At 69.6% G+C, this 23,122-nt stretch carries 26 protein-coding genes; 8 read left to right on the forward strand and 18 right to left on the reverse strand.

The genetic code is table 11. The features are described 5' to 3' along the window. Window positions 1–17 precede the first annotated feature (17 nt). Window positions 18–800, reverse strand: a complete 783-nt coding sequence (locus AC07Q9_RS21250) for a FadR/GntR family transcriptional regulator (RefSeq protein WP_070061946.1) — start codon at window positions 798–800, stop codon at window positions 18–20. 185 nt (window positions 801–985) lie between these two features. On the opposite strand from AC07Q9_RS21250, the gene AC07Q9_RS21255 reads away from it, so the two are divergent. Next, window positions 986–1,744: a sulfite exporter TauE/SafE family protein gene (locus tag AC07Q9_RS21255; protein ID WP_062479543.1), complete on the forward strand. Its 759-nt coding sequence runs from the start codon at window positions 986–988 to the stop codon at window positions 1,742–1,744. A 7-nt stretch (window positions 1,745–1,751) separates the two neighbouring features. Here the strand turns inward: AC07Q9_RS21255 and AC07Q9_RS21260 are convergent, their stop codons facing one another. The 5 genes from AC07Q9_RS21260 to AC07Q9_RS21280 all read right to left on the reverse strand — a co-directional run bounded on the left by AC07Q9_RS21260 (window position 1,752) and on the right by AC07Q9_RS21280 (window position 5,188). Then, entirely contained in the window at window positions 1,752–2,114 is a 363-nt protein-coding gene (locus AC07Q9_RS21260) for a DUF1428 domain-containing protein (protein ID WP_062479540.1), read from the reverse strand. Window positions 2,115–2,184: 70 nt separating this feature from the next. After that, window positions 2,185–3,660, reverse strand: coding sequence for a DHA2 family efflux MFS transporter permease subunit (locus tag AC07Q9_RS21265; protein WP_495311723.1), 1,476 nt, complete (start codon window positions 3,658–3,660; stop codon window positions 2,185–2,187). Window positions 3,661–3,706: 46 nt separating this feature from the next. Continuing rightward, entirely contained in the window at window positions 3,707–4,126 is a 420-nt protein-coding gene (locus AC07Q9_RS21270; protein ID WP_495311724.1) for a VOC family protein, read from the reverse strand. Window positions 4,127–4,173: 47 nt separating this feature from the next. Next, window positions 4,174–4,701: an SRPBCC family protein gene (locus AC07Q9_RS21275; RefSeq protein ID WP_495311725.1), complete on the reverse strand. Its 528-nt coding sequence runs from the start codon at window positions 4,699–4,701 to the stop codon at window positions 4,174–4,176. A gap of 43 nt (window positions 4,702–4,744) precedes the next feature. After that, window positions 4,745–5,188: a VOC family protein gene (locus AC07Q9_RS21280; RefSeq protein WP_495311726.1), complete on the reverse strand. Its 444-nt coding sequence runs from the start codon at window positions 5,186–5,188 to the stop codon at window positions 4,745–4,747. A gap of 122 nt (window positions 5,189–5,310) precedes the next feature. Here AC07Q9_RS21280 and AC07Q9_RS21285 point away from each other — a divergent pair, with 122 nt between their 5' ends. Beyond that, window positions 5,311–5,964, forward strand: coding sequence for a TetR/AcrR family transcriptional regulator (locus tag AC07Q9_RS21285; RefSeq protein WP_492680274.1), 654 nt, complete (start codon window positions 5,311–5,313; stop codon window positions 5,962–5,964). 16 nt (window positions 5,965–5,980) lie between these two features. Here the strand turns inward: AC07Q9_RS21285 and AC07Q9_RS21290 are convergent, their stop codons facing one another. From AC07Q9_RS21290 to AC07Q9_RS21315, 6 genes are read right to left on the reverse strand one after another with little or no spacing between them, the layout of a single operon-like run. Then, complete coding sequence (locus AC07Q9_RS21290; RefSeq protein ID WP_489057679.1) at window positions 5,981–6,475, reverse strand: MarR family winged helix-turn-helix transcriptional regulator; 495 nt, start codon at window positions 6,473–6,475, stop codon at window positions 5,981–5,983. Window positions 6,476–6,511: 36 nt separating this feature from the next. Next, window positions 6,512–8,251 (reverse strand): acyl-CoA dehydrogenase family protein, encoded by a 1,740-nt coding sequence (locus AC07Q9_RS21295; RefSeq protein ID WP_495311727.1) that lies wholly within the window; start codon window positions 8,249–8,251, stop codon window positions 6,512–6,514. Window positions 8,252–8,256: 5 nt separating this feature from the next. Further along, window positions 8,257–9,249, reverse strand: a complete 993-nt coding sequence (locus AC07Q9_RS21300) for a Bug family tripartite tricarboxylate transporter substrate binding protein (RefSeq protein WP_447746960.1) — start codon at window positions 9,247–9,249, stop codon at window positions 8,257–8,259. Window positions 9,250–9,283: 34 nt separating this feature from the next. Then, entirely contained in the window at window positions 9,284–10,048 is a 765-nt protein-coding gene (locus AC07Q9_RS21305; protein ID WP_495311728.1) for an SDR family NAD(P)-dependent oxidoreductase, read from the reverse strand. A 19-nt stretch (window positions 10,049–10,067) separates the two neighbouring features. Beyond that, complete coding sequence (locus AC07Q9_RS21310) at window positions 10,068–11,921, reverse strand: feruloyl-CoA synthase (RefSeq protein ID WP_495311729.1); 1,854 nt, start codon at window positions 11,919–11,921, stop codon at window positions 10,068–10,070. Beyond that, entirely contained in the window at window positions 11,918–12,691 is a 774-nt protein-coding gene (locus tag AC07Q9_RS21315; protein ID WP_095746702.1) for a crotonase/enoyl-CoA hydratase family protein, read from the reverse strand. The genes AC07Q9_RS21310 and AC07Q9_RS21315 overlap by 4 nt, the downstream gene beginning before the upstream one ends. 104 nt (window positions 12,692–12,795) lie before the next feature. Between AC07Q9_RS21315 and AC07Q9_RS21320 the strand changes: the two genes are divergently transcribed. After that, window positions 12,796–13,671, forward strand: coding sequence for an amidohydrolase family protein (locus tag AC07Q9_RS21320; RefSeq protein WP_070061956.1), 876 nt, complete (start codon window positions 12,796–12,798; stop codon window positions 13,669–13,671). 3 nt (window positions 13,672–13,674) lie between these two features. On the opposite strand, the gene AC07Q9_RS21325 is transcribed toward AC07Q9_RS21320, so the two are convergent. After that, the gene (locus AC07Q9_RS21325; RefSeq protein WP_495311730.1) at window positions 13,675–14,571 is read right to left on the reverse strand and encodes a MurR/RpiR family transcriptional regulator; all 897 of its coding nucleotides are present in this window, start codon (window positions 14,569–14,571) and stop codon (window positions 13,675–13,677) included. Between the two features lie 118 nt (window positions 14,572–14,689). Here AC07Q9_RS21325 and AC07Q9_RS21330 point away from each other — a divergent pair, with 118 nt between their 5' ends. Together AC07Q9_RS21330 and AC07Q9_RS21335 are read left to right on the forward strand one after the other, a co-directional pair. Beyond that, the gene (locus AC07Q9_RS21330) at window positions 14,690–15,691 is read left to right on the forward strand and encodes a Bug family tripartite tricarboxylate transporter substrate binding protein (RefSeq protein ID WP_070061958.1); all 1,002 of its coding nucleotides are present in this window, start codon (window positions 14,690–14,692) and stop codon (window positions 15,689–15,691) included. A gap of 16 nt (window positions 15,692–15,707) precedes the next feature. After that, window positions 15,708–16,658, forward strand: coding sequence for a M14 family metallopeptidase (locus tag AC07Q9_RS21335; RefSeq protein ID WP_495311731.1), 951 nt, complete (start codon window positions 15,708–15,710; stop codon window positions 16,656–16,658). Window positions 16,659–16,667: 9 nt separating this feature from the next. On the opposite strand, the gene kefC is transcribed toward AC07Q9_RS21335, so the two are convergent. Further along, window positions 16,668–18,530, reverse strand: a complete 1,863-nt coding sequence (gene kefC / locus AC07Q9_RS21340; RefSeq protein ID WP_495311732.1) for a glutathione-regulated potassium-efflux system protein KefC — start codon at window positions 18,528–18,530, stop codon at window positions 16,668–16,670. 2 nt (window positions 18,531–18,532) lie between these two features. Beyond that, window positions 18,533–19,258, reverse strand: a complete 726-nt coding sequence (gene kefF, locus AC07Q9_RS21345) for a glutathione-regulated potassium-efflux system oxidoreductase KefF (protein ID WP_369630069.1) — start codon at window positions 19,256–19,258, stop codon at window positions 18,533–18,535. A gap of 92 nt (window positions 19,259–19,350) precedes the next feature. Between kefF and AC07Q9_RS21350 the strand changes: the two genes are divergently transcribed. Then, window positions 19,351–19,971 (forward strand): nucleotide-binding protein, encoded by a 621-nt coding sequence (locus AC07Q9_RS21350; protein WP_495311733.1) that lies wholly within the window; start codon window positions 19,351–19,353, stop codon window positions 19,969–19,971. A 71-nt stretch (window positions 19,972–20,042) separates the two neighbouring features. After that, a complete protein-coding gene (locus tag AC07Q9_RS21355) occupies window positions 20,043–20,513 on the forward strand; it encodes a MaoC family dehydratase (protein ID WP_062479484.1) in 471 nt (156 codons plus the stop codon). Between the two features lie 27 nt (window positions 20,514–20,540). Here the strand turns inward: AC07Q9_RS21355 and AC07Q9_RS21360 are convergent, their stop codons facing one another. From AC07Q9_RS21360 to AC07Q9_RS21370, 3 genes are all read right to left on the reverse strand, one after another. Then, on the reverse strand, window positions 20,541–20,831 hold the full coding sequence (locus tag AC07Q9_RS21360; RefSeq protein WP_062479481.1) for a DUF4148 domain-containing protein: 291 nt from the start codon (window positions 20,829–20,831) through the stop codon (window positions 20,541–20,543). 116 nt (window positions 20,832–20,947) lie between these two features. Further along, window positions 20,948–21,409 (reverse strand): tRNA (uridine(34)/cytosine(34)/5-carboxymethylaminomethyluridine(34)-2'-O)-methyltransferase TrmL, encoded by a 462-nt coding sequence (trmL, locus tag AC07Q9_RS21365; protein ID WP_495311734.1) that lies wholly within the window; start codon window positions 21,407–21,409, stop codon window positions 20,948–20,950. A 31-nt stretch (window positions 21,410–21,440) separates the two neighbouring features. Next, window positions 21,441–22,157 (reverse strand): ComF family protein, encoded by a 717-nt coding sequence (locus AC07Q9_RS21370; RefSeq protein WP_492680292.1) that lies wholly within the window; start codon window positions 22,155–22,157, stop codon window positions 21,441–21,443. A 22-nt stretch (window positions 22,158–22,179) separates the two neighbouring features. On the opposite strand from AC07Q9_RS21370, the gene AC07Q9_RS21375 reads away from it, so the two are divergent. Then, window positions 22,180–23,094: a class I SAM-dependent methyltransferase gene (locus tag AC07Q9_RS21375; RefSeq protein ID WP_062481352.1), complete on the forward strand. Its 915-nt coding sequence runs from the start codon at window positions 22,180–22,182 to the stop codon at window positions 23,092–23,094. Window positions 23,095–23,122 lie beyond the last annotated feature (28 nt).

A 23,122-nucleotide genomic window follows, 5' to 3' on the forward strand; every position in this document is an offset into this window, starting at 1 on the left:
CCCGCGCCGCGCGGGCGTCAGCCGGTCGGTTTCTTCATGAGCAGGCTGCCGCGGTCGACGCGGGATTCGGCCTCCAGGGCCAGGGCTTCGGCGTGTTCCATGTGCACGCGCATGACCTCGCGCGCACGCGCGGGGTCGCGGGCGCGCAGCGCGTCGAGCAGTTCGGTGTGGCTGTCGACGATCTCCTCGTCGAACTGGTCGAACTCCGTGAGCGCGTTGCGCACGATGATCACGCGGCGGATCACGTCGTTGAGCAGGCGGCACACCAGCGCCAGGAAGGGGCTGCTGCAGGCCTCGGCCAGGCGGTCATGGAACAGCAGGTCGGCCTCGCGGCGCTCGTTCCAGTCGGCGCTGCCGCCGTGCGCCGGATGGCTGTGGCCGATCAGCGCCTCCAGCGCGGCCAGGTCGGCCTCGGTGAGGCGCGTGGCCACGTTGGCGGCCAGCTCGGGCTCGACCACGCGGCGCAGCGCGTACAGCATCGTGATGTCGACCGGCTGGAAGTACAGGAAGTTCGACACCGCCTGCAGGCACTGCTCGTACGAGGCCTGCGTGAGCGTGGCGCCGCCGTTGGGGCCGGTGCTGATCGCCACCAGCCCCTGCACCTGCAGCGCGGCCAGCGCCTCGCGCACCGTGCCGCGCGACACGCCGAGCTGCTCGATCAGCTCTTTCTCCTGCGGCAGCTTGTTGCCGACCTGCTGCTGGGTCTGCACGACCCAGCGCTTGATGTTGTCGACCACCTGGTCGGAGCGCTTCACGCGCTTGTCGCGCGTGAGCGAAGGCTTGGGTTGGGAAGGGGGCATCTGCGTTTCGGGTATTTATGATCATAAATGTCATAAATCTCGAAAACGCTGTCAAGCGGGTTGTCCCGTGAGGGGGGAGCGGGGCGTGGCCGGGGTGGGCCGTCGGCAGGAAACCGGCTTCCTGCTACGCTCCCGCACGGCCCGCCTGCTCCTGGCGGGCTTTTTTCTGCGCTGCTGGTTTCTCCATGGTTTTTCCCCTCATCACCGACCCGTCGTTCTACGCGGTCGCCGTCCCCGCCGTGCTGCTGCTCGGCATCAGCAAGAGTGGCTTCGGCGCCGGTTTCGGGTCGCTGGCCGTGCCGATGATGGCGCTGGCCGTCACCGTGCCGCAGGCGGCGGCGATCCTGATGCCGCTGTTGCTGCTCATGGACCTGCTCGGCCTGGCCGCGTTCCGGCGCGACTTCGACCGCTCGCTGCTCAAGTTTTTGATTCCGTTCGGGCTGGTCGGCACGGTGATCGGCACGCTGCTGTTTCGCGTGCTGTCGGCCCACACGGTGGCGGGCATCGTGGGTGTGTTCACGCTGGTGTTTTTGGCGCAGCGCCTGCTGTTTCCGCCCAAGCCCAACGACCCGCTGCCGTCGCGCGCGGTGGGCGCGGTGCTGACGACCGTGTCGGGCTTCACCAGCTTCATCGCGCATGCGGGCGGGCCGCCGATCAATGCCTACGTGATCCCGTTGAAGCTCAAGCCGGTGGTGTTCACGGCGACCATGGCCTACTTCTTCTTCGTGGTGAATCTCAGCAAGTGGATTCCCTACGCGTGGCTCGGCCTGCTCGACTTTCGCACGCTGGCCACCTCGCTCGTGCTGATGCCGATCGCACCGCTGGGCGTGTGGATCGGCATCCGCATCGCACGCCGCATCGATGCGACGTGGTTCTATCGCTTCGTCTATCTGGGCATGCTGCTCACGGGCCTCAAGCTCGTCTACGACGGCTTCCTGGCCTGAGAAAGCATCAAAGTTCCACGATCGACTTGAAGCCGCCGAAGATCATCCGCTTGCCGTCGAACGGCAGGTTCTTCATGTCCATCATGGCCTCCAGGCGCGGGTCGGCCATGACCTTCTTGTTGATCGTGTCGCGGTGCTTGCGCGACTTGTAGGTGATCCACGAGAAGGCCACGGTCTCGTCGGCCTTGAGCTTCACGCTTTGCGGGAACGACGTGAGCTTGCCGGGCTTCACGTCGTCGGCGATGCACTCCACGTACTCGAGCGCGCCGTACTCCATCCAGACCTTGCCGGCCTTGCGCGCCAGCTTGCGGTAGGCCTCGACGTTCTTGGTGGGAATGGCGACGATGAATCCGTCTACATAACGAGCCATGTCTGTTCTCCTGAATAGGGGATAGAAACGTTGAAAAAGAAAAAGCGGGGGCTGCATGGCGCCGTCGCGTTCACGGCGACGCTGTCTTGCCCGCCGCGCCCGGGGCCGACGCTGCTTCGTTGTTGTTGTGGGTGTGTCCCGGCGAGGCCGGGCGAAGCAGCAAGACCCCGATCAGACCCGCCGCCGCCGCGAACACGGCGCCGACCAGGAATGCCAGGTTGTAGCCACCGGTGAGCGCCAGCGGCGTCTGCGCGCCGGCGGTGGCCATGGCGGTGGTGCGTGCCGCCGCGGCGCTGGCCAGCACGGCCAGGCCCAGGGCGCCGCCCATCATGAAGGCGGTGTTGACCACGCCCGAGGCCAGGCCCGAGTCGGCCGGGTCGACCTCGCTCATGGCCGCCAGCAGCACCGGGTTGAAGGCCATGCCCGCGCCCAGGCCCAGCAGCACCATGCCGGGCAGCACGTCGAGCACGAAGCTGCCGTTGACCGGCGCACGCGCGAACAGCGCCAGCCCGAGCGCCGCGAGCCACAGCCCCGCCGCCAATGGCTTGCGAATGCCGAAGCGCATCACGATCTTCGCGGAGAGGCCGAGCGAGAACACCGCCATGATCACGTTGGCCGGCAGGAAGGCCAGCCCGATCTGCATCGGCGTGTACTGCAGCACCAGCTGCATGTACAGCGCCGAGATGAAGAACCACGCGAACATGGCCGCGGCCCACAGCACGCCCACCACGTTGGCCACCGACACGCTGCGCAGCTTGAACAGGCCCAGCGGCATCAGCGGATGCTGCACGCGCGCCTCGATGGCGATGAAGACGGCCAGCAGCACCACGGCCGCGCCGAGCAGGCCGATCGTCTGCGTGGAGCCCCAGCCCGCCTCGTTGCCGTTGACCACGCCGTACACCGCGAGCATCAGCGACGAGGTGACGGTGATGGCGCCGGCCACGTCGAGCTTCTCGCCGTGCGCATGGCCGCGTGCGTTGGGCAGCAGCGCCACGCACAGCGCATACACCGCCACGCCGATCGGCAGGTTGACCAGGAAGATCCAGTGCCAGCTCAGCGTGCTCGTGAGCAGGCCGCCCAGCAGCACGCCGATGCTGCCGCCGCCCGCGCACACGAAGCCGTACACGCCCATCGCCTTGGCGCGGTCGGCCGGCTCGGTGAACAGGTTCATGATGAGCGAGAGCGCCACCGCCGACACCACCGCGCCGCCCAGGCCCTGCACCGCGCGCGCCGCCACCAGCAGGCCCTGCGAGGTCGAGACCCCGCAGGCCAGCGAGGCCAGCGTGAACAGCACCAGGCCCGCGAGGAACACGCGGCGGTGGCCGTACAGGTCGCCCAGCCGACCGCCCAGCAGCAGGAAGCCGCCGAAGGTCAGCATGTAGGCGTTCACCACCCAGACCAAAGACGTCTCGGAAAAACCGAGGTCGGTGCGGATCGAAGGCAACGCCACGTTCACGATCGTGGTGTCCAGCACGATCATCAGCACGCCCAGGCACAGCACCATCAGGGCGAGCCAGCGCTTTCGGTTGTCGAGGGTTTCGGTCATGGAAGGTGAGCTCCTGCAGACAGGACGATGAGGAAGAAGAAAAAGGTCAGACCAGCGGCTTGCCGCCGTTGATCAGCCATGGCGTGCCGAAGCGGTCGGTCACCATGCCGAAGGCTTCGACCCAGAAGGTCTTCTCGAACGGCATGCCGATCGAGCCGCCGTCGGCGAAGGCGTCGAAGATGCGCCGCGCCTCGGCCACGGTGTCGAGCGTGAGCGCCACGCCGAAGCCCTTCATGCCGTCGAAGGGCTGGCCCGGCATGGTGTCGGAGGCCATGAGGATGCCGTCGCCGTAGGTGAGCGACGCATGCATGATCCGCTTCTTGGCCTCGGCCGGCATCTGCTCGGTGCCGGGCGCTTCGCCGACGGTCATCATCATCTGCATGGTGCCGCGCAGCGTCTTCTCGTAAAAGCGCATGGCCTCGGCAGCGTTGCCGTCGAACGTGAGGTAAGCGTTGATGGGGGACATGAGAGTTCCTTGAATGATGGAGGTGAGTTGATGAAGGGACGAGGCGTTTATTTCTCGGTGGCGCTCTTCAGATTGGCCAGGCCCACCTCGAAGTCCTTGCCGATCATGGTGTCCATGTCGAAGAAGATGCCCATGAGCTTGGCCATGTAGGGGCTCGGGCCGTACATGGCCCAGGTGACCTGCGTGGCGCCGCCCTGCGGCTGCAGCGTGAACTCGGCCGTGTTGTGGCCTTCGAAAGGCTTGATGAAGTCGAGCTTGATCGCGACCTTCGACGCCGGTTGCGACTCGGTGATTTCCATCGTGCCCGCGCCCGCCTTGCTGTTGCCTTCCCAGGCGTAGGTCGCGCCCTTGCCGCTGGCGGCGCCGCCGTAGCTGCGCTTCATGGCCGGGTCGAGCTTTTCGTAGGGCGACCACGCGCCCCAGCGGTGGAAGTCGTCGATCAGCGGAAAGATCTTTTCGGCCGGCGCCTCGATGCGCGTGGTGCGCTCGACGCGGAAGCTGTCGGGCCGCGTGGCGCCGTAGATGAGCAGTGCGGCAATCAGCGCGAGCACGGCGAGGACGATGGTCTTGAGCATGATGAAAGACGTGTGAGAAGAAGGAAGAGCAAGCCCTCGCGCATCACGCGGCGGGCGGGGCCACCACCAGCAGCCAGCCCACGCCGAGGCGGTCGCCGAGCATGCCGAAGCTGGAGGTGAAGAAGGTCGGCATCAGCGGCTGCATCACCTGGCCGCCGTCGGCCAGTGCGTCGAACCACTTGCGGGCGTCGGCGTCGCTGTTCGCGGTGAGCGACAGCATGATTCCCTTGAACTCCGCGTGGCCCGAGCAGCTGCCGTCGGACAGCATGAGTTCGGTGTCGCCGATGCGCACCACCGAATGCATCACTTTGTCAGGGCTGGGCATGCCGCCGGCGCAACCGGCTTCGGGGTTGCCTTCGGGGCCGCCGCTGGCCGGCGCCTCGCTGTAGCGCATCAGCTGCACGACTTCGGCGCCGAGCGCCTTCTTGTAGAAGGCGATGGCTTCGTCGCAACGACCTTCGAAGGACAGGTAAGACTGGACTTTCATGGCGTTTCCTTTCGGTTGGTTCACGGGCACAACGGGTCTGCGCGAAAACAATGGAATTACTTTGTGTACACCGTCCACAAAGAATAGCAGAGATAATGGACAGTGTCCACATGGGAGAAGTGATGAAGCTCAACAACGTGCCCGAAAGCCTGCCGCCCGCGCGCAGCACCTACCGCCATGGCGATCTGCGCCGTGCGCTGCTGGATGCGGGCATCGAACTGGCACGGGACGGTGGCCCCGATGCGGTGGTGTTGCGCGAGGCCACGCGCCGCGTGGGCGTGGTGCCGAATGCGGCCTACCGCCACTTCGCCAGCCGGCACGACCTGCTGCTGGCGGTGCGCGCCGCGGCGCTGTCGGAGGCCGCCAAGGCGATGGAAAGCGAACTCGCCGTGCTGCCCTGCGACCAGCCGCCCGCGGACTTCGCGCGCGCCCAGGTGCGCGCCATCGGCACCGCCTACCTGCGCTTTGCGCAGGCGCAGCCGGGGCTGTTCCGCACGGCCTTCGTGGTGTCGGAAGAGGCGCAGGGCGACGTGGGTGCCGACGGCGCGGGCGCCAGCGGGCTCGACCCGTTCCAGCTGCTGGGCGCAGCCATCGACCGGCTGGTGGATGCGGGCGTGCTCGACCCGGCGCGGCGCCCCGATGCCGAATACCTCGCGTGGTCGGCGGTGCACGGGCTGGCGCTGCTCATCATCGACGGCCCGCTGCGCGGCGTCGACGCCACGGCCACGCATGCGCTCGGACAGCGCCTGATCGACATGGTGGAGCGCGGCCTGTAGCGGCGGCGCTCAATGTTCAGAGATAGATCTTCTGCAGCAGCTTGATGAGCGTCTCGCGCTCGCGCGTGCTCAGGCGGCTGCTGGCTTCGGTTTCCAGTTGCACCACGGCCTGCTCGGCCTCGCGGATCAGCGTCTCGCCGGTCGGCGTGAGGTGCAGGCCGACGGCGCGGCCGTCGTACGGATGCGGGCGGCGCTCGATGAGGCCGCGGCCGTCCAGCGTGGCCACCAGGCTCACGAGGTTGGGCGGCAGGATGTCCAGCGTGTTGCACAGCTGCCGCGAGGTGGCGCCCGGGTTGTGCGCCAGCAGCGAGAGCACCGAGAAGTCGATCTGCTTGAGGCCGTAGGGCGCCATGCGGTCGGCGAACACGGTGCTCACGATCAGCCAGGCGCGCCGGGCGTTGTAGCCGACCAGCCCTTCGAGCACGCGGGCGTCGAGCCGGTCCGACCGGGGAGACGGCGCGGCGGCGGTGTCGGTCTTGGCGGACGTTTTTTTCGCGGGGGAAGGAGGCATGCAGCGAGCGTAACCGCGCGTTGCTTTCTCGAACAACTAGCGTGACGCCTCTTGTGCGGAATGCGCCAGTGCGACACCCTCACAAGCCCGCTTGACGATGCCCAGGCGCATCTCGAACTCGGGCAGCACCCAGCGCCGGAAGGCCGCCGCGGCGCGAAGGCGATCCGCATCGGCGGGCGCGGCCACCTCGATGCAGGCCCAGGCCCACGCCATCAGCGTGAGCATCACCACGCGCAGGAAGTCGTCCGCCACCTCGTAAGGCAGCACGGGGTTGGCGTGCGCCGCCATTGCCACCGTGGTGCCCAGGTAGCGCAGCTGCGCCAGCCGGCGCTGCACGTCGGCATCGGCTTCGCGCGAGGCGTCGAGCGTGTCGCGCAGCTCGAGCAGCACGGCCGACAGCGCCGCGCCGCCGTCGGGCAGCACCTTGCGCACCAGCAGGTCGATGGCCTGGATCTCGTTGGTGCCCTCGTAGATCATGGTCACGCGCGCGTCGCGCACCACCTGCTCGACGCCCCATTCGCGCACGTAGCCGTGGCCGCCGAACACCTGCAGGCAGTCGCTCGCGCCGTGGAAGGCCTGCTGCGTGCAGGCGGCCTTGAGCACCGGCGTGACGAGCGAACACCAGCGCTGCGCGCGCTCGCGAGCCTTGGCGTCGCTGTCGTGCGTGGCGATGTCGAGCATCAGCGCGCTGCGGTAGGCCAGCGCGCGCGAACCGTCGATCCAGGCGCGCTGGGTGTCGAGGATGCGGCGCACGGCCGGATGCTCGGCGATCAGGTCGGCTGCCTCCGTGCCGCGGCTGGCGGGCGCGGCGCCGGGCGCGCGCATCTGACGGCGCTCGGCCGCATAGGCGTCGGCCTTCTGCCACGCGGCATCGAGCAGGCCGATGCCTTGCAGCGCCACGTGCAGGCGCGCTGCATTCATCATCACGAACATCGCGGCCAGCCCGCGCCCCGGTTCGCCGACCAGCCAGCCGGTGGCGTCGTCGAAGCGCATCGTGCAGGTCGGGCTGCCGTGCAGGCCCATCTTTTCCTCGATGCGCTCGCAGTGCACCGCGTTGCGCGCACCGTCGGGCAGCACCTTGGGCACGAGCGCCAGCGACAGGCCCTTGGGCCCCGCCGGTGCATCGGGCAGGCGGCACAGCACGAGGTGCACGATGTTCGGCGTGAGGTCGTGCTCGCCGCCTGAAATGAAGATCTTGCTGCCGTTCACGCGCACGCTGCCGTCGGCCTGCGCCGTGGCGCGCGTGCGTACCTGGCCGAGATCGCTGCCGGCATGCGCTTCGGTGAGGCACATGGTCGCGAGCCATTCGCCGGTCGCGATCTTCTGCAGGTAGCGACTTTTCAGTTCGTCGCTGCCGTGGTGCTTGAGGCAGGCGTACGCGCCGTGCAGCAGCCCCGGCGCCATGGTGAAGCCGTGGTTCGCTGCGCTGAGCCATTCGTAGAGGATGGCTTCGAGCACCGCGGGCAGGCCCTGGCCGCCGTCTTCGGTGGCGGCCGAGAGCGCCGGCCAGCCGCCGTCCACGAAGGCCTGGTAGGCCGCGCGAAAGCCCGGGGGCGTGACGACCTCGCCGCCGTCGAAGCGGCAGCCCACCTCGTCGCCTTCGCGGTTCAGCGGCGCGATCACCTCGCCGACGAAGCGTGCGGCTTCTTCGAGCACCTGCGACTGCAGCGGCGCGTCGACCTCCGCGAAGGGCGCGAGTGCGCGCAGGCGCGTGGGCGCATCGAGCACCGCGTTCAACAGGAAGCGGACGTCTTCGGGGCGAGGCTGGTAGTGCATGGGGTTCAGGACTCGGCGGTGAAGCCGATCTTCTTGACCAGCGGGCCCCAGCGTTCGTACTCGGACTGCAGCGACTTCTTCATCTCCTCGGGCGAGGAGCCGTGCGCGATCAGGCCCACCGACAGCAGGCCGTCGGCCACGGCCTTGTCCTTCAGCGCGGCCTGGATCGCGGTGCTCGCGACGGCGATGGTCGCGGCCGGCGTCTTGGCCGGTGCGAAGAAACCGAACCACTCGTCGGCCACGATTTCCGGGAAGCCCTGCTCGGTGAAGGTGGGCACGTCGGGCAGGTAGGCGGGGCGCTGCGCGCCCGAGGTGGCGAGCACGCGCAGCTTGCCGGCCTTGGCGAAGGGCAGGCAGTCGCCGGCGGGCGTCAGGCACGAGGCGATCTGGCCGCCCACCACGTCGTTGATGCCGGGCAGCGAGCCGCGGTAGGGCACGTGGCGCAGGTCGGTGCCGGTGCTCAGGCCCAGCAGCGCGCCCAGGAAGTGCGGCGTGGAGCCCGCGCCCGGCGAGCCGTAGCTGGCCTGGCCGGGGTTGGCCTTGGCCCAGGCGATGTAGTCCTTCAGCGTCTTCACGCTGGCCGGCACCATCGGGCCGACGGCCAGGCCGTGCGTCATCACGGCGCCGATGGAGATGGGCGCGAAGTCGGGGATGGCGTAGCTGAGCTTGGTGTAGATGTGCGGGTAGATCGACAGCGCCGAGGCCTGCGCGAGGCACAGCACTGCGCCGTCGGCCGGCGAGGTCTTGAGCGTGTCGAGCGCGATGCGCCCGCCCGCGCCGGGCTTGTTCTCGACCACCGGGTTGGTGGCGGTGAAGGGCGTGTTGCCCAGCTTGTCGGCCACGCGGCGGGCCACGCTGTCGCCCGCGCTGCCAGCGGGAAAGCCGTAATAGATCTTCACCTGCTGCTGCACCGCCTGGGCGAGTGCGGCAAGGGGATGCAATGCGGCGAGCGCGGCGGTGCCGCCGAGCGCCGCCGTGAATTGGCGTCGGGTGGTCATGGTCTTGTCTCCTGGTTGTCTGCGGGGGCGGGAATCAGCGCGGCGCCATGCGCAAGGCGCCGTCGAGGCGAATCACTTCGCCATTGAGGTGGCCGTTGGTGACGATGTGGCAGGCCAGCTCGGCGAACTCCGACGGCTTGCCCAGGCGCGGCGGGAACGGGATCGACGCGGCCAGCGAGTGCTGTACCGGTTCGGGCAGCTCCAGCAGCAACGGCGTGGCGAAGAGGCCGGGCGCCACGGTGCACACGCGGATGGCGTGCTGCGCGAGGTCGCGCGCCATCGGCAGAGTCATGCCGACGAGGCCGCCCTTCGAGGCGCTGTAGGCCTGCTGGCCCACCTGGCCGTCGAAGGCCGCGACCGAGGCGGTGAAGAGCATCACGCCCTTCTCGCCGTTGTCCTGGGCTTCGAGCTTGGCGCAACGCGCCGCGAACAGGCGCGCCATGTTGTAGCCGCCGATGAGGTTGATGTTGACCACGCGCACGAAGTCTTCGAGCGGCGCCGGGTTGCCGTCCTTGCCGACGATGCGCTTGGCGCTGCCAATGCCGGCGACGTTCATCAAGATGCGCGCGGGGCCGTGTGCGGCCTGCGCCTTGTCGAGCGCGGCGTTCACGCTGTCGGTGTCGGTGATGTCGCAGACGCAGGCGACGCCGCCGATCTCTGCGGCCACCTTTTCGGCGAGTGCGGCGTTGCGGTCGAGCACCGCGACCTTGGCGCCCAGGCGCGCGAGTTCGCGCGCGGTGGCCTCGCCGAGGCCCGAGGCGCCGCCGGTGACGAGTGCGGCTTGTCCTTCGATCTTCATGGTGTGTCTCCTGAATGGGTTAGCGGGGCTTGAGCGTGAAAGGCAGCGTGTCGGTGTGCAGCGCGTCGGCCAGTGCGGCGCGGTGCTTGAGCACGGCGCGCTGGTTGATCGAGCCCTTGTCGGTCACTTCGCCCTTGTCGATCGAGGGCGGCTCGGCCATCAGGTGCAGCCGCGCGATGCGGTTGGCGCTGCCGGTGGCGCCGGCCGCGAGCGTGTTCACCACCTGCTGGAAGTGCGCCTGCACGGGCGCGCTTTCGAGCACCTGCTGCAGCGGGGCGTCGGCGGGCAGGTCGCAGAGCTGGCGCACCTTCTGCGTAGTGAAGATCAGCGCACCGACTTCCTTCAGGTTGATGCCCGTGAGCACCGCGTCCTGCACATAGGGCGATCCGGCCGCGATGATCTTCGCGCGCAGCGGGCCCACGCTCACGAAGGTGCCGGTGGCGAGCTTGAAGTCTTCGGCGATGCGGCCGTCGAAGCGCAGGCCGCGATGGATGTCGTGCTCGTCGATCCACTTCACCGCGTCGCCGGTGGAGAAGAAGCCTTCGTCGTCGAAGGCCTCGGCCGTGGCCTCGGGCGCGCGCCAGTAGCCGGGCGTGATGTTGGGGCCGCGGTAGCGCACCTCGGTCTTGCCGTCGACCTCGATCAGCTTGAGCTCGATGCCGGCGGCCGGCAGACCCACGTCGCCCGACTTCACGTCGGGGCCGGTCACGTACAGCGCGAAGGGGCCCGACTCGGTCATGCCCAGGCCGGTGCCCATCACGATGCGCTCGCCGACTTCCGATTCCTGCGTGCGGTGCAGGCTGTCCCACACGGGCTGCGTGAGCGCGGCGCCCGAGTAGAAGAACATCTTCACGCGCGACAGCAGGTTGCGGCGCAGCACGGCGTCGCTTTCCATCGCGTTGGCAATCGCCTCGAAGCCGGTGGGCACGTTGAAGTAGATGGTGGGCGCGATCTCGCGCAGGTTGCGCAGCGTCTCGGCCATGCCGGCGGGCGTGGGCTTGCCGTCGTCGATGAACAGCGTGCCGCCGTTGTCCAGCACGATGCCCACGTTGTGGTTGCCGCCGAAGGTGTGGTTCCAGGGCAGCCAGTCGACCAGCACCGGCGGCTCGTCGCCCAGGGCGGGAATCGACTGGCGCAGCTGCTGCTGGTTGGCGCACCACATGCGGTGCGTGTTGATCACCGCCTTGGGCATCTTGGTCGAGCCCGAGGTGAAGAGGAACTTGGTGATGGTGTCGGGGCCGGTGGCCTGCATCGCCGCGTCGATGGCGGGCGTGGCCGGCGTGGCGGCGAGCACGTCGAAGCGCGTGGTGGCGCGGCCTTCGAGCGTGCCTTCGGCGAGCACGACCTCGGTGCCGGCGGGCACGGTGGCCGCGATGGCCTTGGCGAAGCGCGCGGCGTCGGCGGCGAACACCAGGCCGGGCGTGAGCGTGTCGATGACGTGGCGCAGCTTGTCGTAGTCCTGGCTCACGATCGCATAGGGCGGCGACACGGGGCAGTAGGGCACGCCGGCGTAGAGGCAGCCCAGCGCGAGCAGCGCGTGCTCGATGCCGTTCTCGCTGAGGATCACGACCGGGCGCTCGGCGTTCAGGCCGCGATCGAGCAGGGCCTGTCCGATGCCGCGCGCTTCTTCCAGCGCCTGCGCGTAGCTCACGCGCAGCCAGTCGCCGGTGCGGCCGTCGGGCAGGCGCTCGCGGCGTGCGATGAAGGTGCGATCGGGTGCCACCTGCGCCCAGTGCGCGAGCCGGTCGGTCATGCGTTCGCGGTAGGCCTGCAGCGGCGTCTCGGCCCTGAGGTAGCGCGTGCCCGGCGCGCCGTCGCGCAGCACCGCGCGCGTCACGCCGAAGGCCAGCGGGCGGTAGCGGACGGCGGTCATCCCTTGCTCACCTTGGCGCCGCGGCCTTCGAGGAAGTCGCGCACGCGTTCCTTCGCTTCGGGCGCGGCCTGGACGATGCCCGACATCAGCGCTTCGGTGAAGAAGCCGTGGTCGGCCGATTGCTCGGAGATGCGCGGCAGCGCGTGCATCAGCGCGTAGTTGGTGAGCGGCGCGTTGGTGGCGATTCGCTTGGCAAGCTCCAGGGCCTTGTCGAAGGCGGTGCCTTCGTCGACCAGGTACTGCGCGAAGTTGGCGCGTTCGCCGTCTTCGGCGTTGTAGACGCGGCCGGTCATCATCATGTCGGTCATGCGGGCCACGCCGATCAGCTTGGGAATGCGCACCGAGCCGCCGCCGCCCACGAAGATGCCGCGCGAGCCTTCGGGCAGTGCGTAGAAGGTGGAGCGGTCGGCCACGCGGATGTGGCAGGCGCTGGCCAGTTCGAGCCCACCGCCCACCACCGCGCCGTGCAGCGCCGCCACCACCGGCACCGGGCCGTGCTGGATCAGGTCGAGCGCGCTGTGCCACAGGCGCGAGTGCTGCATGCCCTGGCCGGCATCGCGCTCCTTGAGCTCGCTCAGGTCCAGGCCGGCGCAGAAATGCGGGCCCTCGCCGTCGAGCACGGCCGCACGCACGGTGGCGGGCAGCGTCTCGAAGGTGTCGCGCAGCGCGAGGATCAGGCCGTCGGACAGCGCGTTGCGCTTGGCGCCGCGCGTGAGACGAACGATGGCGACGTCGTCGCGGATGTCGAGGTGAAGGTCTGGATTGGTCATGATGGTGTGCGGGGTTGCGTTGGATTATGGTTATGAGAAATAATCAATTCAAGGCATTGGAGCCTCCCGAAACCTAGGGACTTACCCGAACCGGAGACAACGACATGGACCCACGGAACCTGATCGCGATCGACATCCACACCCACGCCGAAGTGAGCTGCTGGAACCCTTTCGACAACTACGGCGAGGAATACGACCGCGCGGCCGACAAGTTCTTCGGCTCGAACCGCCGCCCTACCATCGCCGAGAGCGTGGCGTACTACCGTGAAAGGAAGATCGGGCTGGTGATGTTCATGGTCGACGCCGAGTCGAACATGGGCCGCCGCCGCATCCCGAACGAAGAGATTGCCGAGGCGGCGGCGCAGAACAGCGACATCATGATTGCCTTCGGCAGCGTCGATCCCCACAAGGGAAAGATGGGCGCGCGCGAGGCGCGGCGGCTCATCGAGGAGCACGGCGTGAAGGGCTTCAAGTTCCACCCGACCGTGCAGGGCTACCACCCCTACGACCGCATGGCCTGGCCGATCTACGAGGTGATCGCCGAGTACAAGCTGCCGGCCATCTTCCACACCGGCCACAGCGGCATCGGCTCGGGCATGCGCTGCGGCGGCGGCCTGCGGCTCGAATACAGCAACCCGATGCACCTGGACGACGTGGCCATCGACTTCCCCGACATGCAGATCGTCATGGCCCACCCCAGCTTCCCCTGGCAGGACGAGGCGCTGAGCGTGGCCACGCACAAGCCCAACGTGTGGATCGACCTGTCGGGCTGGAGCCCCAAGTACTTTCCGAAGCAGCTGGTGCAGTACGCCAACACGCTGCTCAAGGACCGCGTGCTGTTCGGCAGCGACTACCCGCTGATCACGCCCGACCGCTGGATGAAGGACTTCGAGGCCGCCGGCTTCAAGCCCGAGGTGATGCCCGGCATCCTCAAGGACAACGCGGTGCGCCTGCTGGGGCTCGGAACCCCGGCGGCCTGAGGCTCAGGCGGCGCGCGTCGCCGCCTCGTTCCAGTGCGGCTCCCACAGCGCCGCGCCGCGTTCGAACACGGCGGCTAGCTCCTTCTTGCGCCGCTGCGCCACCGCGGTGATCAAGGCATTGCAGACCGACAGCGCCGCCGTGTACGAATCGAAGGGCGAGGCGCTGGAGGTGCGCACCAGCAGCAGGTGATCGGCCGAGGCCGCCGCGGGCGCCGTGGGGCTGTCGGTGACCATGACGACCTTCGCACCCTTCTCGCGGAAGTAGGCCGCCGTGCGCGCGATCGCGAGCGAGTGGCGGCGGAAGGTGAGGGTGAGCAGCAGGTCGTTGTCGTCGATGCGCAGCAGCTGGTCTTCCAGCGGCAGCGCGCCCGCGCCGCCGAGCAGCCGCACGTCGGGCAGACACAGGTTCAGGTTCAGCGCGAGGTGGCTGGCCAGCGGCACGCCGTTGCGCTGGCCGAGCACGTGCACGCGCACCTTGCGCTGCGTGAGCAGCTTCACCGCCGCCTCGAATGCGCCCACGTCGAGCGCCGCGAAGGTGGCGGCCAGGTTGTGCTGGTCGTGCAGCAGCGCGTTGTCCAGGCAGCTGCGCACGGAGGTGTCGTCGCCGATGACCGCGTCGGCGCGCGTGGCGGGCGAGGCCAGCAGGGCGGTGACTTCGGCGCGCGCCTCCATCTGCGCCTGCGCGTAGCTCTCGTAGCCCAGCTTGGCGAGCAGCCGCACCACGGTCGAGGCGCTGGTGCCCACCTTTCTTGCAAGGCTCGTTGCAGATTCGAGCAGCCCCTGCGGGTGGTGCGCCTGCAATTCCTCGATCAGGCGTCGCTCGCTTTTCGTGAGCTTCTTGCCGTAGCCCGAGATGCGCTGGGTCAGGCTGGGGGCGGCGGGGGTGTCTGCGTGCGGCATCGGAGAAACCTCATGTTTGCAACGAGTATTGCAAAAATAGGGCCTCCTTGCAAAAATGAATGCACAAATCCGGGCTGAGCCTTTGCCCGCTCGCCTTCCCTTGCAGAAAGACCTTGCCATGCGTTCCACCACCCCCGCCGTGCCCGCCCTGCGCCGGCGCGAGATCCTCGGCGCCGGCCTGACGGCGGCGCTGCTGCCCCTGTCCGCGCGCGCCCAGGCCTTTCCGGCCCGCCCGGTCACGCTGGTGGTGCCGTTCCCGGCCGGCGGCTCGGTCGACCTGATCGCGCGGCTGTACGCCGAGCCGCTGTCGAAGGCACTGGGCACGCCGGTGGTCATCGACAACCGCGCCGGCGCCGGCGGCTCCATTGCCAGCGCCCAGGTGGCGCGCGCCAAGCCCGACGGCTACACGCTCGTGGTGTCCTCGCAGAGCTCGCACCTGGCCAACCCGCTGACGCAGGCCAACCCGGGCTACGACCCGATCAAGGATTTCCTGTCGATCAGCCAGCTCGCGCGCTCCATCAACGTGCTGCTGGTGAACCCGGCCGTGCCCGCCAAGACCTTCAAGGAGTTCGTGGCGCTGGTGAAGTCGCGCCCGGGCGAGCTCAACTTCTGCAGCGCCGGGCCGGGCAGCATGGGCCAGCTCAACGTGGAGCTGATGAAGTCGCAGCTGCAGCTCAACGCCACGCACGTGCCCTACCGCGGCGGCGGCCCGCTGGTGACCGCGCTGATCTCGAACGAAGTGCAGTTCGGCCTGGACAACCTCGCGCCCTTCCTGCCGCACATCCAGGCCGGCAAGCTGCGCGCGCTGGCCGTGGCCTCGCCCACGCGCGTCGCGGCGCTGCCCGACGTGCCGACCTTCACCGAGCTGGGCTATCCGGTGCTGAACACCACCTCGTGGATCGGCCTGGCCGCGCCCGCGAAGACGCCGCCCGAGGTCATCGCCGCGCTGCACAAGGCCGTGCGCACGGTGGCCGAGCAGCCGACGATGGTCGAGGCGCTGCTGGCGCGCGGCTCGCTCGCGCCCGAGGCGCAGTCGCCCGCGCAGTTCACGGCCATGATGTCGGAGCGGCTCGCGCTGTACGGCGAGATGGTCAAGCGCGCCGGCATCCGCGGCGAGTGAGCGGGCGGCTGGTTCCATGACGCAGACACTGCAGGCCTTCGCACCCGACACCGCCCCGCTGGAGGTGCTCCCGCGCGACCTCTCGGCCTACCGCCAGGGCAACACCGGTATCGACTACGTGCACCGCTTCGCGTCGGGCAAGCCGGGCCCGCACGTGCTCGTCAACGCCCTCACGCACGGCAACGAGATCTGCGGCATGGTCGCGGCCACGCACCTGCTCGACACCGGCGTGCGCCCGAAGATCGGCACGCTCACTGTGAGCTTCGCGAACGTCGAGGCCTACGAGGCTTTCGACATCGACCGGCCCTACGAGAACCGCCAGCTGGTGCACAACCTGAACCGCATCTGGTCGCCTGAGCTGCTCGACGGCACCGAACACAGCCCCGAGCTGCGCCGCGCGCGCGAGCTGCGGCCGGTGCTCGACGCGGCCGACTACGTGCTGGACATCCATTCCACGCGCGCGCCCGTGCAGCCCTTCTGGGTCTACCCGGAGTTCGAACGCAATGCAGGCTTGGCGCAGGCCGTCGGCGGCCCGGCGGTGCACCTCGTGATGCCCGTGGGCGCCGCGCCCGGCACGGGCGTCACCGCCTACGGCCGCCACGGCGAGCCGGGCATCGACGGCGGCGCGGTGGTGGTCGAGTGCGGCCAGCACTTCGCGCAGTCGGCGGCCGACCTGGCCACCGACGTGTCGCTGCGCTTTCTGGCCCACCTCGGGCTCGTCGACCCGGTGCCGCGCGTGCCGGTCGCCGCGCGCCGCTTCCGGCTGCTCGAGGTCCACATGGTCACGTCGGACGACTTCGCCTTCGTGCGGCCCGTGCTCGGTTTCGAGACCTTCGACCAGGGCGCGCTGATCGCGGTGCAGGCCGGGCGCGAGATCCGCTCGCCCTGCGACGGCTGCACGATCTTCATGCCGACCCGCGCACCGGTGATCGGCCGCGAGGGCGTGTACCTGACCGTGCCGGTCTGACCTGGGGCCTCAGGGCGCCTTCGCGTCGCCCGCTGGTTCGTCTTCGCCGAGCCGGTCCCAGTCCTGGCCCGAGCGCAGCTTGCGTTCCTCGCGCTCGCGCGCCATCTGCTCCTCGAACTGCTGGCGGCCCGCCTTGTTGGCGGCGATCAGCTTGGCGCGGTCCTTGTAGTGCGGGTAGATCTCGTCGCTGAGCTTGAGGTTTCGCTGGCGGAAACGCATCGACGCCTCGCGCGCCTCGGCCGCCGGCCAGCCCAGCGCCTCCAGCGCCGAGCGCGCGCTGCGCAGCGACGACTCGAACACCTCGCGCTCGATGTCCTGCACGCCGCGGTCGCGCAGCTGGAACAGGTGCGTCACGTTGCGCGCGCGCGCAATGATGCGCGCCTGCGGGAAGTTCTCGCGCACCAGGTCGACGATGTCCAGCGACTGCTCGATGTCGTCCACCGCCACCACGATGGCGCGCGCCGTGCCGGCGCCCGCGGTGCGCAGCAGGTCCAGCCGCGTGGCGTCGCCGTAGAACACCCGGAAGCCGAACTGGCGCAGGCCTTCGACGGTGTCGGCGTCGTGGTCGAGCACCGTCACGCGCAGGCCCTGCGACATCAGCAGGCGACCGACGATCTGGCCGTAGCGCCCGAAGCCGCAGATCAGCACCTTGGCGTCCTGCTGCTCCGAGATTTCCTCCAGCTGCGGCCCGCCCGCGTGGCTGTAGCGCGGCAGCACGAACTTGTCGAGCAGCACCAGCAGGAGCGGCGACAGCAGCATCGACAGCGCCACCGCGCCGATCAGCAGCGAGGTGGTCTGCGGCGGCAGCACGTCGGGCCCGGCGGCCTGGAACACCACGAAGGCGAACTCGCCGCCCTGCGCCAGCAGCAGCGTGAACACCGGCCGCTCCTGGTAGGCCAGGCCCATGGCCCTGGCCAGCGCGTAGATCACCACCAGCTTGATGACCAGGAAGCTCACCACCAGCAAGGCCATGACCCCCGGGTTGGCCAGCAGCACGCCGAAGTTGATCGACATGCCCACCGCGATGAAGAACAGCCCGAGCAGCAGGCCCTTGAAGGGCTCGATGTCGGTCTCCAGCTCGCGCCGGTACTCGCTTTCGGCCAGCAGCACGCCGGCAAGGAAGGCGCCCAGCGCCATCGACAGGCCGACGAACTGCATCAGCGCCGCGATGGCCACCACCAGCAGCAGCGCGGCGGCGGTGAAGATCTCGGGCGTGTCGCTGCGCGCGATCCAGCGCAGGATCGGGCGCAGCAGCAGCCGGCCGCCGAGGATGATGCCGGCGATCACGCCGACGATCTTCAGCGCCTCGAGTGCGCGGTCCAGGCCGCTGATGGACTGTTCGGCCGCAGTCGCACCGGCCAGCAGCGGCAGCAGCGCGAGGATCGGGATCGCCGCCACGTCCTGGAACAGCAGGATCGAGAAGCCGGCCTGGCCGCTGGGCGTCTTCAGCAGGTTGCGTTCGCCGAACACCTGCAGCGCGATCGCGGTGGACGACAGCGCCAGCCCGAGGGCGGCCACCAGCGCCACGCGCCACGGTGCGCCCACGGCCCAGCCGACGGCGAACAGCACCGCCGCGCAGCTGAGCACCTGCGCCGACCCCCAGCCGAAGATCGGGCGGCGCAGGCTCCACAGCCGCTTGGGCTCGAGTTCGAGGCCCACCAGGAACAGCATCAGCACCACGCCGAACTCGGCGAAATGCAGCACGTCTTCCACGCTGGACACGAGGCCCAGGCCCCAGGGGCCGATGGCGATGCCGGCCACGAGGTAGCCGATGATCGAACCCAGGCCCAGGGCCTTGGACAGCGGCACCACCAGCACGGCGGCGCTCAGGTAGATCAGGCTGCTGGTCAGCCAGGCGGGTGCGTGTTCCATGCTCAGGCCGCCTTGTGGGTGCTGTTGCTGCCGTTGGCGACGGCCAGGCCGTGCGTCATCGCGCTGTGGAACGCGCCGGCCATCACCTGGCCCACGTCGTCGGATTCGGCGGGGCGGTCGGTCTCGGGCACCGGGCAGGCGATGCAGGCATCGAGCTCGTCCATCTCCGGCCACACCGGGTAGCTTTCCAGACGTTGCACGAACACCTCGACGTGCGCGGCCACCTCGGCCTCGCTGGCGCGGCGGGCGCCGTGCAGCAGCAGCGGCGGCAGGAAGCGCATGCCGCACAGCGCGGCGGTCTGCTCGTAGGGCGGCAGGAAGGCGTCGAAGAAGTAGCGGTTGTAGCTTTGCGGGTGGTAGCTCGGCTCGGGGCCGCCGGTGGTGGCGACCAGCCAGCAGTCCTTGCCCTGCAGCGCGGTGCCGCCGGGGCCGTAGGCCCAGCCGTAGCCCAGCACGTCGTCGACCCAGAGCTTTTGCAGCGGCGGCATCGAGTACCACTGGATCGGGTGCAGCAGCACCACCAGGTCCGCGCGGGCCAGCCGCTCGCGTTCGACCTCCACGTCGATGGCGAAATCGGGGTAGCTGCCGTACAGGTCGTTCACCTCGGCGCCGGGCACGCGCTGCGCCGCGGCGAACAGCCGGCGGTTCACGCGCGAGTCGCGCCAGTGGGGGTGGGCCGCCAGCACATAGATGCTGGCGGGGTTCTCCGTGGATGTTGTTGTCGTCATGTGGCGAACATAACGCAGACGGCCCGCCGTCGCCGACGCGCAACCCGGGGCGACTACCATCCAGCCCTGTTCCCGTTCTGGAGGAGATCCTCATGCCGGTGGTTCTGGTCGCCAATCCCAAGGGAGGCGTGGGCAAGTCGACGATTGCAACGAACATCGCGGGCTACTTCGCGAGCCGCGGCCATGCCGTGATGCTCGGCGACGTGGACCGCCAGCAGTCCTCGCGGCTGTGGCTCGGCCTGCGCCCGCCGCAGGCCCGCCCCATCGCCACCTGGGAAGCCACCGGCGACAGCACCGTGGTGCGCCCGCCGCGCGGCACCACCCACGCGGTGCTCGACACGCCGGCCGGCCTGCACGGCTGGCGCTTCAAGGAGGTGCTGGCGCTGGCCGACCGCGTGATCGTGCCGCTGCAGCCGAGCATCTTCGACATCTACGCCACGCGCGATTTCCTCGACCGCCTGCTGGAAAACCGCCGCGCCGAGAAGACCCGCATCGGCCTGGTCGGCATGCGCGTGAACGCTCGCACGCTGGCGGCCGACCGGCTGCACGAGTTCATCGCCGGCCTGGGCGTGCCCGTGCTGGGCGAGCTGCGCGACACGCAGAACTACGTGCAACTGGCCGCGCGCGGGCTCACGCTGTTCGACATTGCGCCGGGGCGCGTGCAGCGCGACCTGGACCAGTGGGCGCCGATCTGCGAATGGCTCGACGCCTGAACTGACCCCGGATTTCCCCGATTCCCGGTTGTCGCAAGTCCGACAGCCAGCCTTGTGCCCTTGGCACCAGAATGCCCCGCATGACCAAAAAGACATTCCAGACCCTTCAGGATCTCGCCGCCTGCGTCGGCCAGGAAGTCGCCGTGAGCGACTGGATCAGCGTGACGCAGCAGCAGGTCAACCAGTTCGCCGAAGCGACGGGCGACCACCAGTGGATCCACGTCGATGTGGAGCGGGCCAAGTCCGGCCCCTTCGGCGCGCCGATCGCGCACGGGTTTCTCACCTTGTCGCTGCTGCCGAAGTTCTTCGAGACCGCCATCGACGTGGTCGAGTCGCGCATGGGCGTGAACTACGGCCTGAACCGCGTGCGCTTCATGTCGCCGGTGCCCGTGGGCCAGCGCCTGCGCGCCCGCATGAAGCTGCTGAGCGCCGAGCCGATTCCCAACAACGGCCTGCAGATGACCTGGGAAACCACCATCGAACTCGAAGGCGCCGCCAAGCCGGCGTGCGTCGCCGAGTCGGTGGTGCGCCGTTTTCCCTGAGCGGTTTTTCTTCTTCTCTGCTTCTCTTTACATCCGACGGTCGGTGACTTCGCCGTAGGCGGCGGCGCCCTGCCGGGTGATGCCGACGGCGCTCGCGCGCACCGCCGCGCGGTCGACGTTGCCGGCGGTCGGGCGGGCCACGCCGGTGCCGCCGTTGCTGATCTGCAGCGGCTGCAGGGCTTGCTGCTGGACCTGGGCACGCGTCAGCGAGGACTGGAAGGGCGCGGGCGGCAGCGGGTTCTGCTCGCCCTGGAAGGCATGGGCGCCGCCGGCGAAGGCGAGGGCGGCGAGGGTGATGAGGCGCAGAGTGGTGTGCATGGCGGGACTCCTTGGCAGTCGGCGTTGAGGGGGCGGATGCCGGTGCGAATCACCGGCATGCCTTCCCATACGCCGCGCGGTGCCGATCGGATGTGCCCCTGCCGTGCGAAGGGCCGTCAGGCGAAACCGTTCTGCCGCCAGGCCTCGAACACCGTGACCGCCACCGCGTTCGACAGATTCAGGCTGCGCTGGCCGGCGCGCATCGGCAGCCGCAGGCGCTGCGCCTCGGCAAAGCCGTCGCGGATCGCGGGTGGCAGGCCGGCGGTTTCCGAGCCGAACACCAGCCAGTCGCCGGGCTGGAAGCGCACGTCGTGCACGGCGCGGGTGCCGCGTGTGGTCAGCGCGAACATGCGTTCGGCCGGTGGTTGCTGCGTGGCCAGCAGCGCGGCCCAGTCGGCGTGGCGCTTGACCTCGGCGTACTCGTGGTAGTCGAGCCCGGCGCGGCGCAGCAGGCGGTCGTCCATCGAAAAGCCGAGCGGCTCCACCAGGTGCAGCGTGCAGCCGGTGTTGGCCGCGAGCCGGATCACGTTGCCGGTGTTCGGCGGAATTTCGGGGTGGACCAGGACGATATGGAACATGCGCCGATTGTCGCGGGCGCCGCCGGTGGCTTCAGCGCGGCGGGTCGGTCCGCGCCAGCACCACGCCGGTGATGTGCGCCGCGCCCGCCAGACGCAAGGTGGCGGCCGCGGCGAACAGCGAGGCGCCGCTGGTCATCACGTCGTCCACCAGCACCACGCGCCGCCCCCGCAGGCCGTCGGCGCGCAGCGGCTCCACGGCGAAGGCCCCGCGCAGGTTGCGCAAGCGGTCGGCGCGCGGCAGGCCGCTCTGCGCGGGCGTGTCGCGCGTGCGCAGCAGCAGGCTGGCGTCGGTCTTGGCAGGTGCCAGCCGGCGCGCGAGCTCGTGCGCCTGGTTGAAGCCGCGTTCGCCTAGGCGGCCGGGCGCCAGCGGCATCGGCAGCACGAGGTCGCACCGCTCCAGCGCCGGCTCCACCCACGGCGCGCTGCGCAGCAAGGTGGCCAGCGGGCCGGCCCAGCCCGCCTCGCCGCGAAACTTGAACTGGGCGATGCAATCGGGCCACGGCCAGGCATAGGTGCAGGCCGCGAGGCAGGCGTCGAGCGGCGGCGGGTGCTTGATGCACTCGCCGCAACGCGTCACGCCCTCGGGCATCGGCAGCGCGCAGCCGCCGCAGCGCGGGGTCGGCGGCGCGAAGCGGGCCACGCAGGCGTCGCACACGCGCTGCGCCGGCCAGGCGCGGCAGACCTCGCACTGGCTGGGCAGCCGCGCGAGCAGCGAGGTGAAAGGCCTCAGGGCCCGGCGGTTGTGCATGCCTCAATATACTCACGGCCCCATGGCCACCGACCCCGCAAGAAGACCGCCGACCATCGATCCCACGGCGGCCGACCGCTGGCGCCGGCTCGCGCCCGCCGAGGGCTCGCCCTGGCTGCACGAGGAAATCGGCCGCCGGATGGAAGACCGGCTGCAATGGATCAAGGCCCAGCCCCGCACGTGGGCCGACTGGTCGCCGCTGCGCGGCGGCCTCGAAGCGCACGCGCTGCTGGCCCGCCGCTACCGCGACGCCGAAGCCTTCGTCATCGAATCCGAACCCGCCTTGGCCGACCGGACCGGCGAGGCGCTGACCGCGCCCTGGTGGAGCGCGCGCCGCTGGCAGGGCGGCAAGGCCCGCTTCGACGCAACGCCCGAAGACGGCGTCGACCTGCTGTGGGCCAACATGTCGCTGCACATGGCGGCCGACCCCGAGGCGCTCATCGCGCAGTGGCACCGGCTGGTCGCGACCAACGGCTTCCTGATGTTCTCCTGCCTCGGCCCGGACACCGTGCGTGAGCTGCGGGCCCTGCATGCCCGCCTCGGCTGGCCCGCCGCCGGCCATGAATACACCGACATGCACGACTGGGGCGACATGCTCGTGCACGCCGGCTTCGCCGAGCCCGTGATGGACATGGAGCGCATCGTGCTGACCTGGGCCACCCCCGAGGCTGCCCTGGCCGAGCTGCGCACGCTGGGGCGCAACCTGCATCCGGCGCGCTTTCCCGCACTGCGCGGCAAGGCCTGGCACCGCGCGCTCAAGCAGGCCCTGCCCGAGCTGGCGCCGGCCGCGGAAGGCGAGGGCCGCATCGCACTGACCTTCGAGGTCATCTACGGCCACGCCTTCAAGCCGACGCCGCGCGTCGCGCTGTCGCCCGAGAGCGCGGTCTCGCTGCGCGAGATGCGATCGATGCTCCAGCGCGGCCGCCCTGGCGCCTGAGCGACCCGGCAGCCCTCATTCGGTGCGC

The organism is Variovorax sp. GW821-FHT09A10 (assembly GCF_059418385.1).

What these genes read in the sequence shown, in the direction of transcription:
- AC07Q9_RS21295 (WP_495311727.1), bottom strand. Translation starts at nt 8,251, where the DNA reads ATGCACTACCAGCCTCGCCCCGAAGACGTCCGCTTCCTGTTGAACGCG.
- AC07Q9_RS21305 (WP_495311728.1), bottom strand. Translation starts at nt 10,048, where the DNA reads ATGAAGATCGAAGGACAAGCCGCACTCGTCACCGGCGGCGCCTCGGGC.
- AC07Q9_RS21270 (WP_495311724.1), bottom strand. Translation starts at nt 4,126, where the DNA reads ATGTCCCCCATCAACGCTTACCTCACGTTCGACGGCAACGCTGCCGAG.
- AC07Q9_RS21330 (WP_070061958.1), top strand. Translation starts at nt 14,690, where the DNA reads ATGCGTTCCACCACCCCCGCCGTGCCCGCCCTGCGCCGGCGCGAGATC.
- AC07Q9_RS21265 (WP_495311723.1), bottom strand. Translation starts at nt 3,660, where the DNA reads ATGACCGAAACCCTCGACAACCGAAAGCGCTGGCTCGCCCTGATGGTG.
- AC07Q9_RS21360 (WP_062479481.1), bottom strand. Translation starts at nt 20,831, where the DNA reads ATGCACACCACTCTGCGCCTCATCACCCTCGCCGCCCTCGCCTTCGCC.
- AC07Q9_RS21375 (WP_062481352.1), top strand. Translation starts at nt 22,180, where the DNA reads ATGGCCACCGACCCCGCAAGAAGACCGCCGACCATCGATCCCACGGCG.
- AC07Q9_RS21320 (WP_070061956.1), top strand. Translation starts at nt 12,796, where the DNA reads ATGGACCCACGGAACCTGATCGCGATCGACATCCACACCCACGCCGAA.
- AC07Q9_RS21335 (WP_495311731.1), top strand. Translation starts at nt 15,708, where the DNA reads ATGACGCAGACACTGCAGGCCTTCGCACCCGACACCGCCCCGCTGGAG.
- AC07Q9_RS21355 (WP_062479484.1), top strand. Translation starts at nt 20,043, where the DNA reads ATGCCCCGCATGACCAAAAAGACATTCCAGACCCTTCAGGATCTCGCC.
- AC07Q9_RS21370 (WP_492680292.1), bottom strand. Translation starts at nt 22,157, where the DNA reads ATGCACAACCGCCGGGCCCTGAGGCCTTTCACCTCGCTGCTCGCGCGG.
- AC07Q9_RS21350 (WP_495311733.1), top strand. Translation starts at nt 19,351, where the DNA reads ATGCCGGTGGTTCTGGTCGCCAATCCCAAGGGAGGCGTGGGCAAGTCG.
- AC07Q9_RS21310 (WP_495311729.1), bottom strand. Translation starts at nt 11,921, where the DNA reads ATGACCGCCGTCCGCTACCGCCCGCTGGCCTTCGGCGTGACGCGCGCG.
- AC07Q9_RS21250 (WP_070061946.1), bottom strand. Translation starts at nt 800, where the DNA reads ATGCCCCCTTCCCAACCCAAGCCTTCGCTCACGCGCGACAAGCGCGTG.
- AC07Q9_RS21325 (WP_495311730.1), bottom strand. Translation starts at nt 14,571, where the DNA reads ATGCCGCACGCAGACACCCCCGCCGCCCCCAGCCTGACCCAGCGCATC.
- AC07Q9_RS21255 (WP_062479543.1), top strand. Translation starts at nt 986, where the DNA reads ATGGTTTTTCCCCTCATCACCGACCCGTCGTTCTACGCGGTCGCCGTC.
- kefF (WP_369630069.1), bottom strand. Translation starts at nt 19,258, where the DNA reads ATGACGACAACAACATCCACGGAGAACCCCGCCAGCATCTATGTGCTG.
- AC07Q9_RS21285 (WP_492680274.1), top strand. Translation starts at nt 5,311, where the DNA reads ATGAAGCTCAACAACGTGCCCGAAAGCCTGCCGCCCGCGCGCAGCACC.
- AC07Q9_RS21290 (WP_489057679.1), bottom strand. Translation starts at nt 6,475, where the DNA reads ATGCCTCCTTCCCCCGCGAAAAAAACGTCCGCCAAGACCGACACCGCC.
- trmL (WP_495311734.1), bottom strand. Translation starts at nt 21,409, where the DNA reads ATGTTCCATATCGTCCTGGTCCACCCCGAAATTCCGCCGAACACCGGC.
- AC07Q9_RS21315 (WP_095746702.1), bottom strand. Translation starts at nt 12,691, where the DNA reads ATGACCAATCCAGACCTTCACCTCGACATCCGCGACGACGTCGCCATC.
- AC07Q9_RS21280 (WP_495311726.1), bottom strand. Translation starts at nt 5,188, where the DNA reads ATGAAAGTCCAGTCTTACCTGTCCTTCGAAGGTCGTTGCGACGAAGCC.
- AC07Q9_RS21275 (WP_495311725.1), bottom strand. Translation starts at nt 4,701, where the DNA reads ATGCTCAAGACCATCGTCCTCGCCGTGCTCGCGCTGATTGCCGCACTG.
- AC07Q9_RS21300 (WP_447746960.1), bottom strand. Translation starts at nt 9,249, where the DNA reads ATGACCACCCGACGCCAATTCACGGCGGCGCTCGGCGGCACCGCCGCG.
- kefC (WP_495311732.1), bottom strand. Translation starts at nt 18,530, where the DNA reads ATGGAACACGCACCCGCCTGGCTGACCAGCAGCCTGATCTACCTGAGC.
- AC07Q9_RS21260 (WP_062479540.1), bottom strand. Translation starts at nt 2,114, where the DNA reads ATGGCTCGTTATGTAGACGGATTCATCGTCGCCATTCCCACCAAGAAC.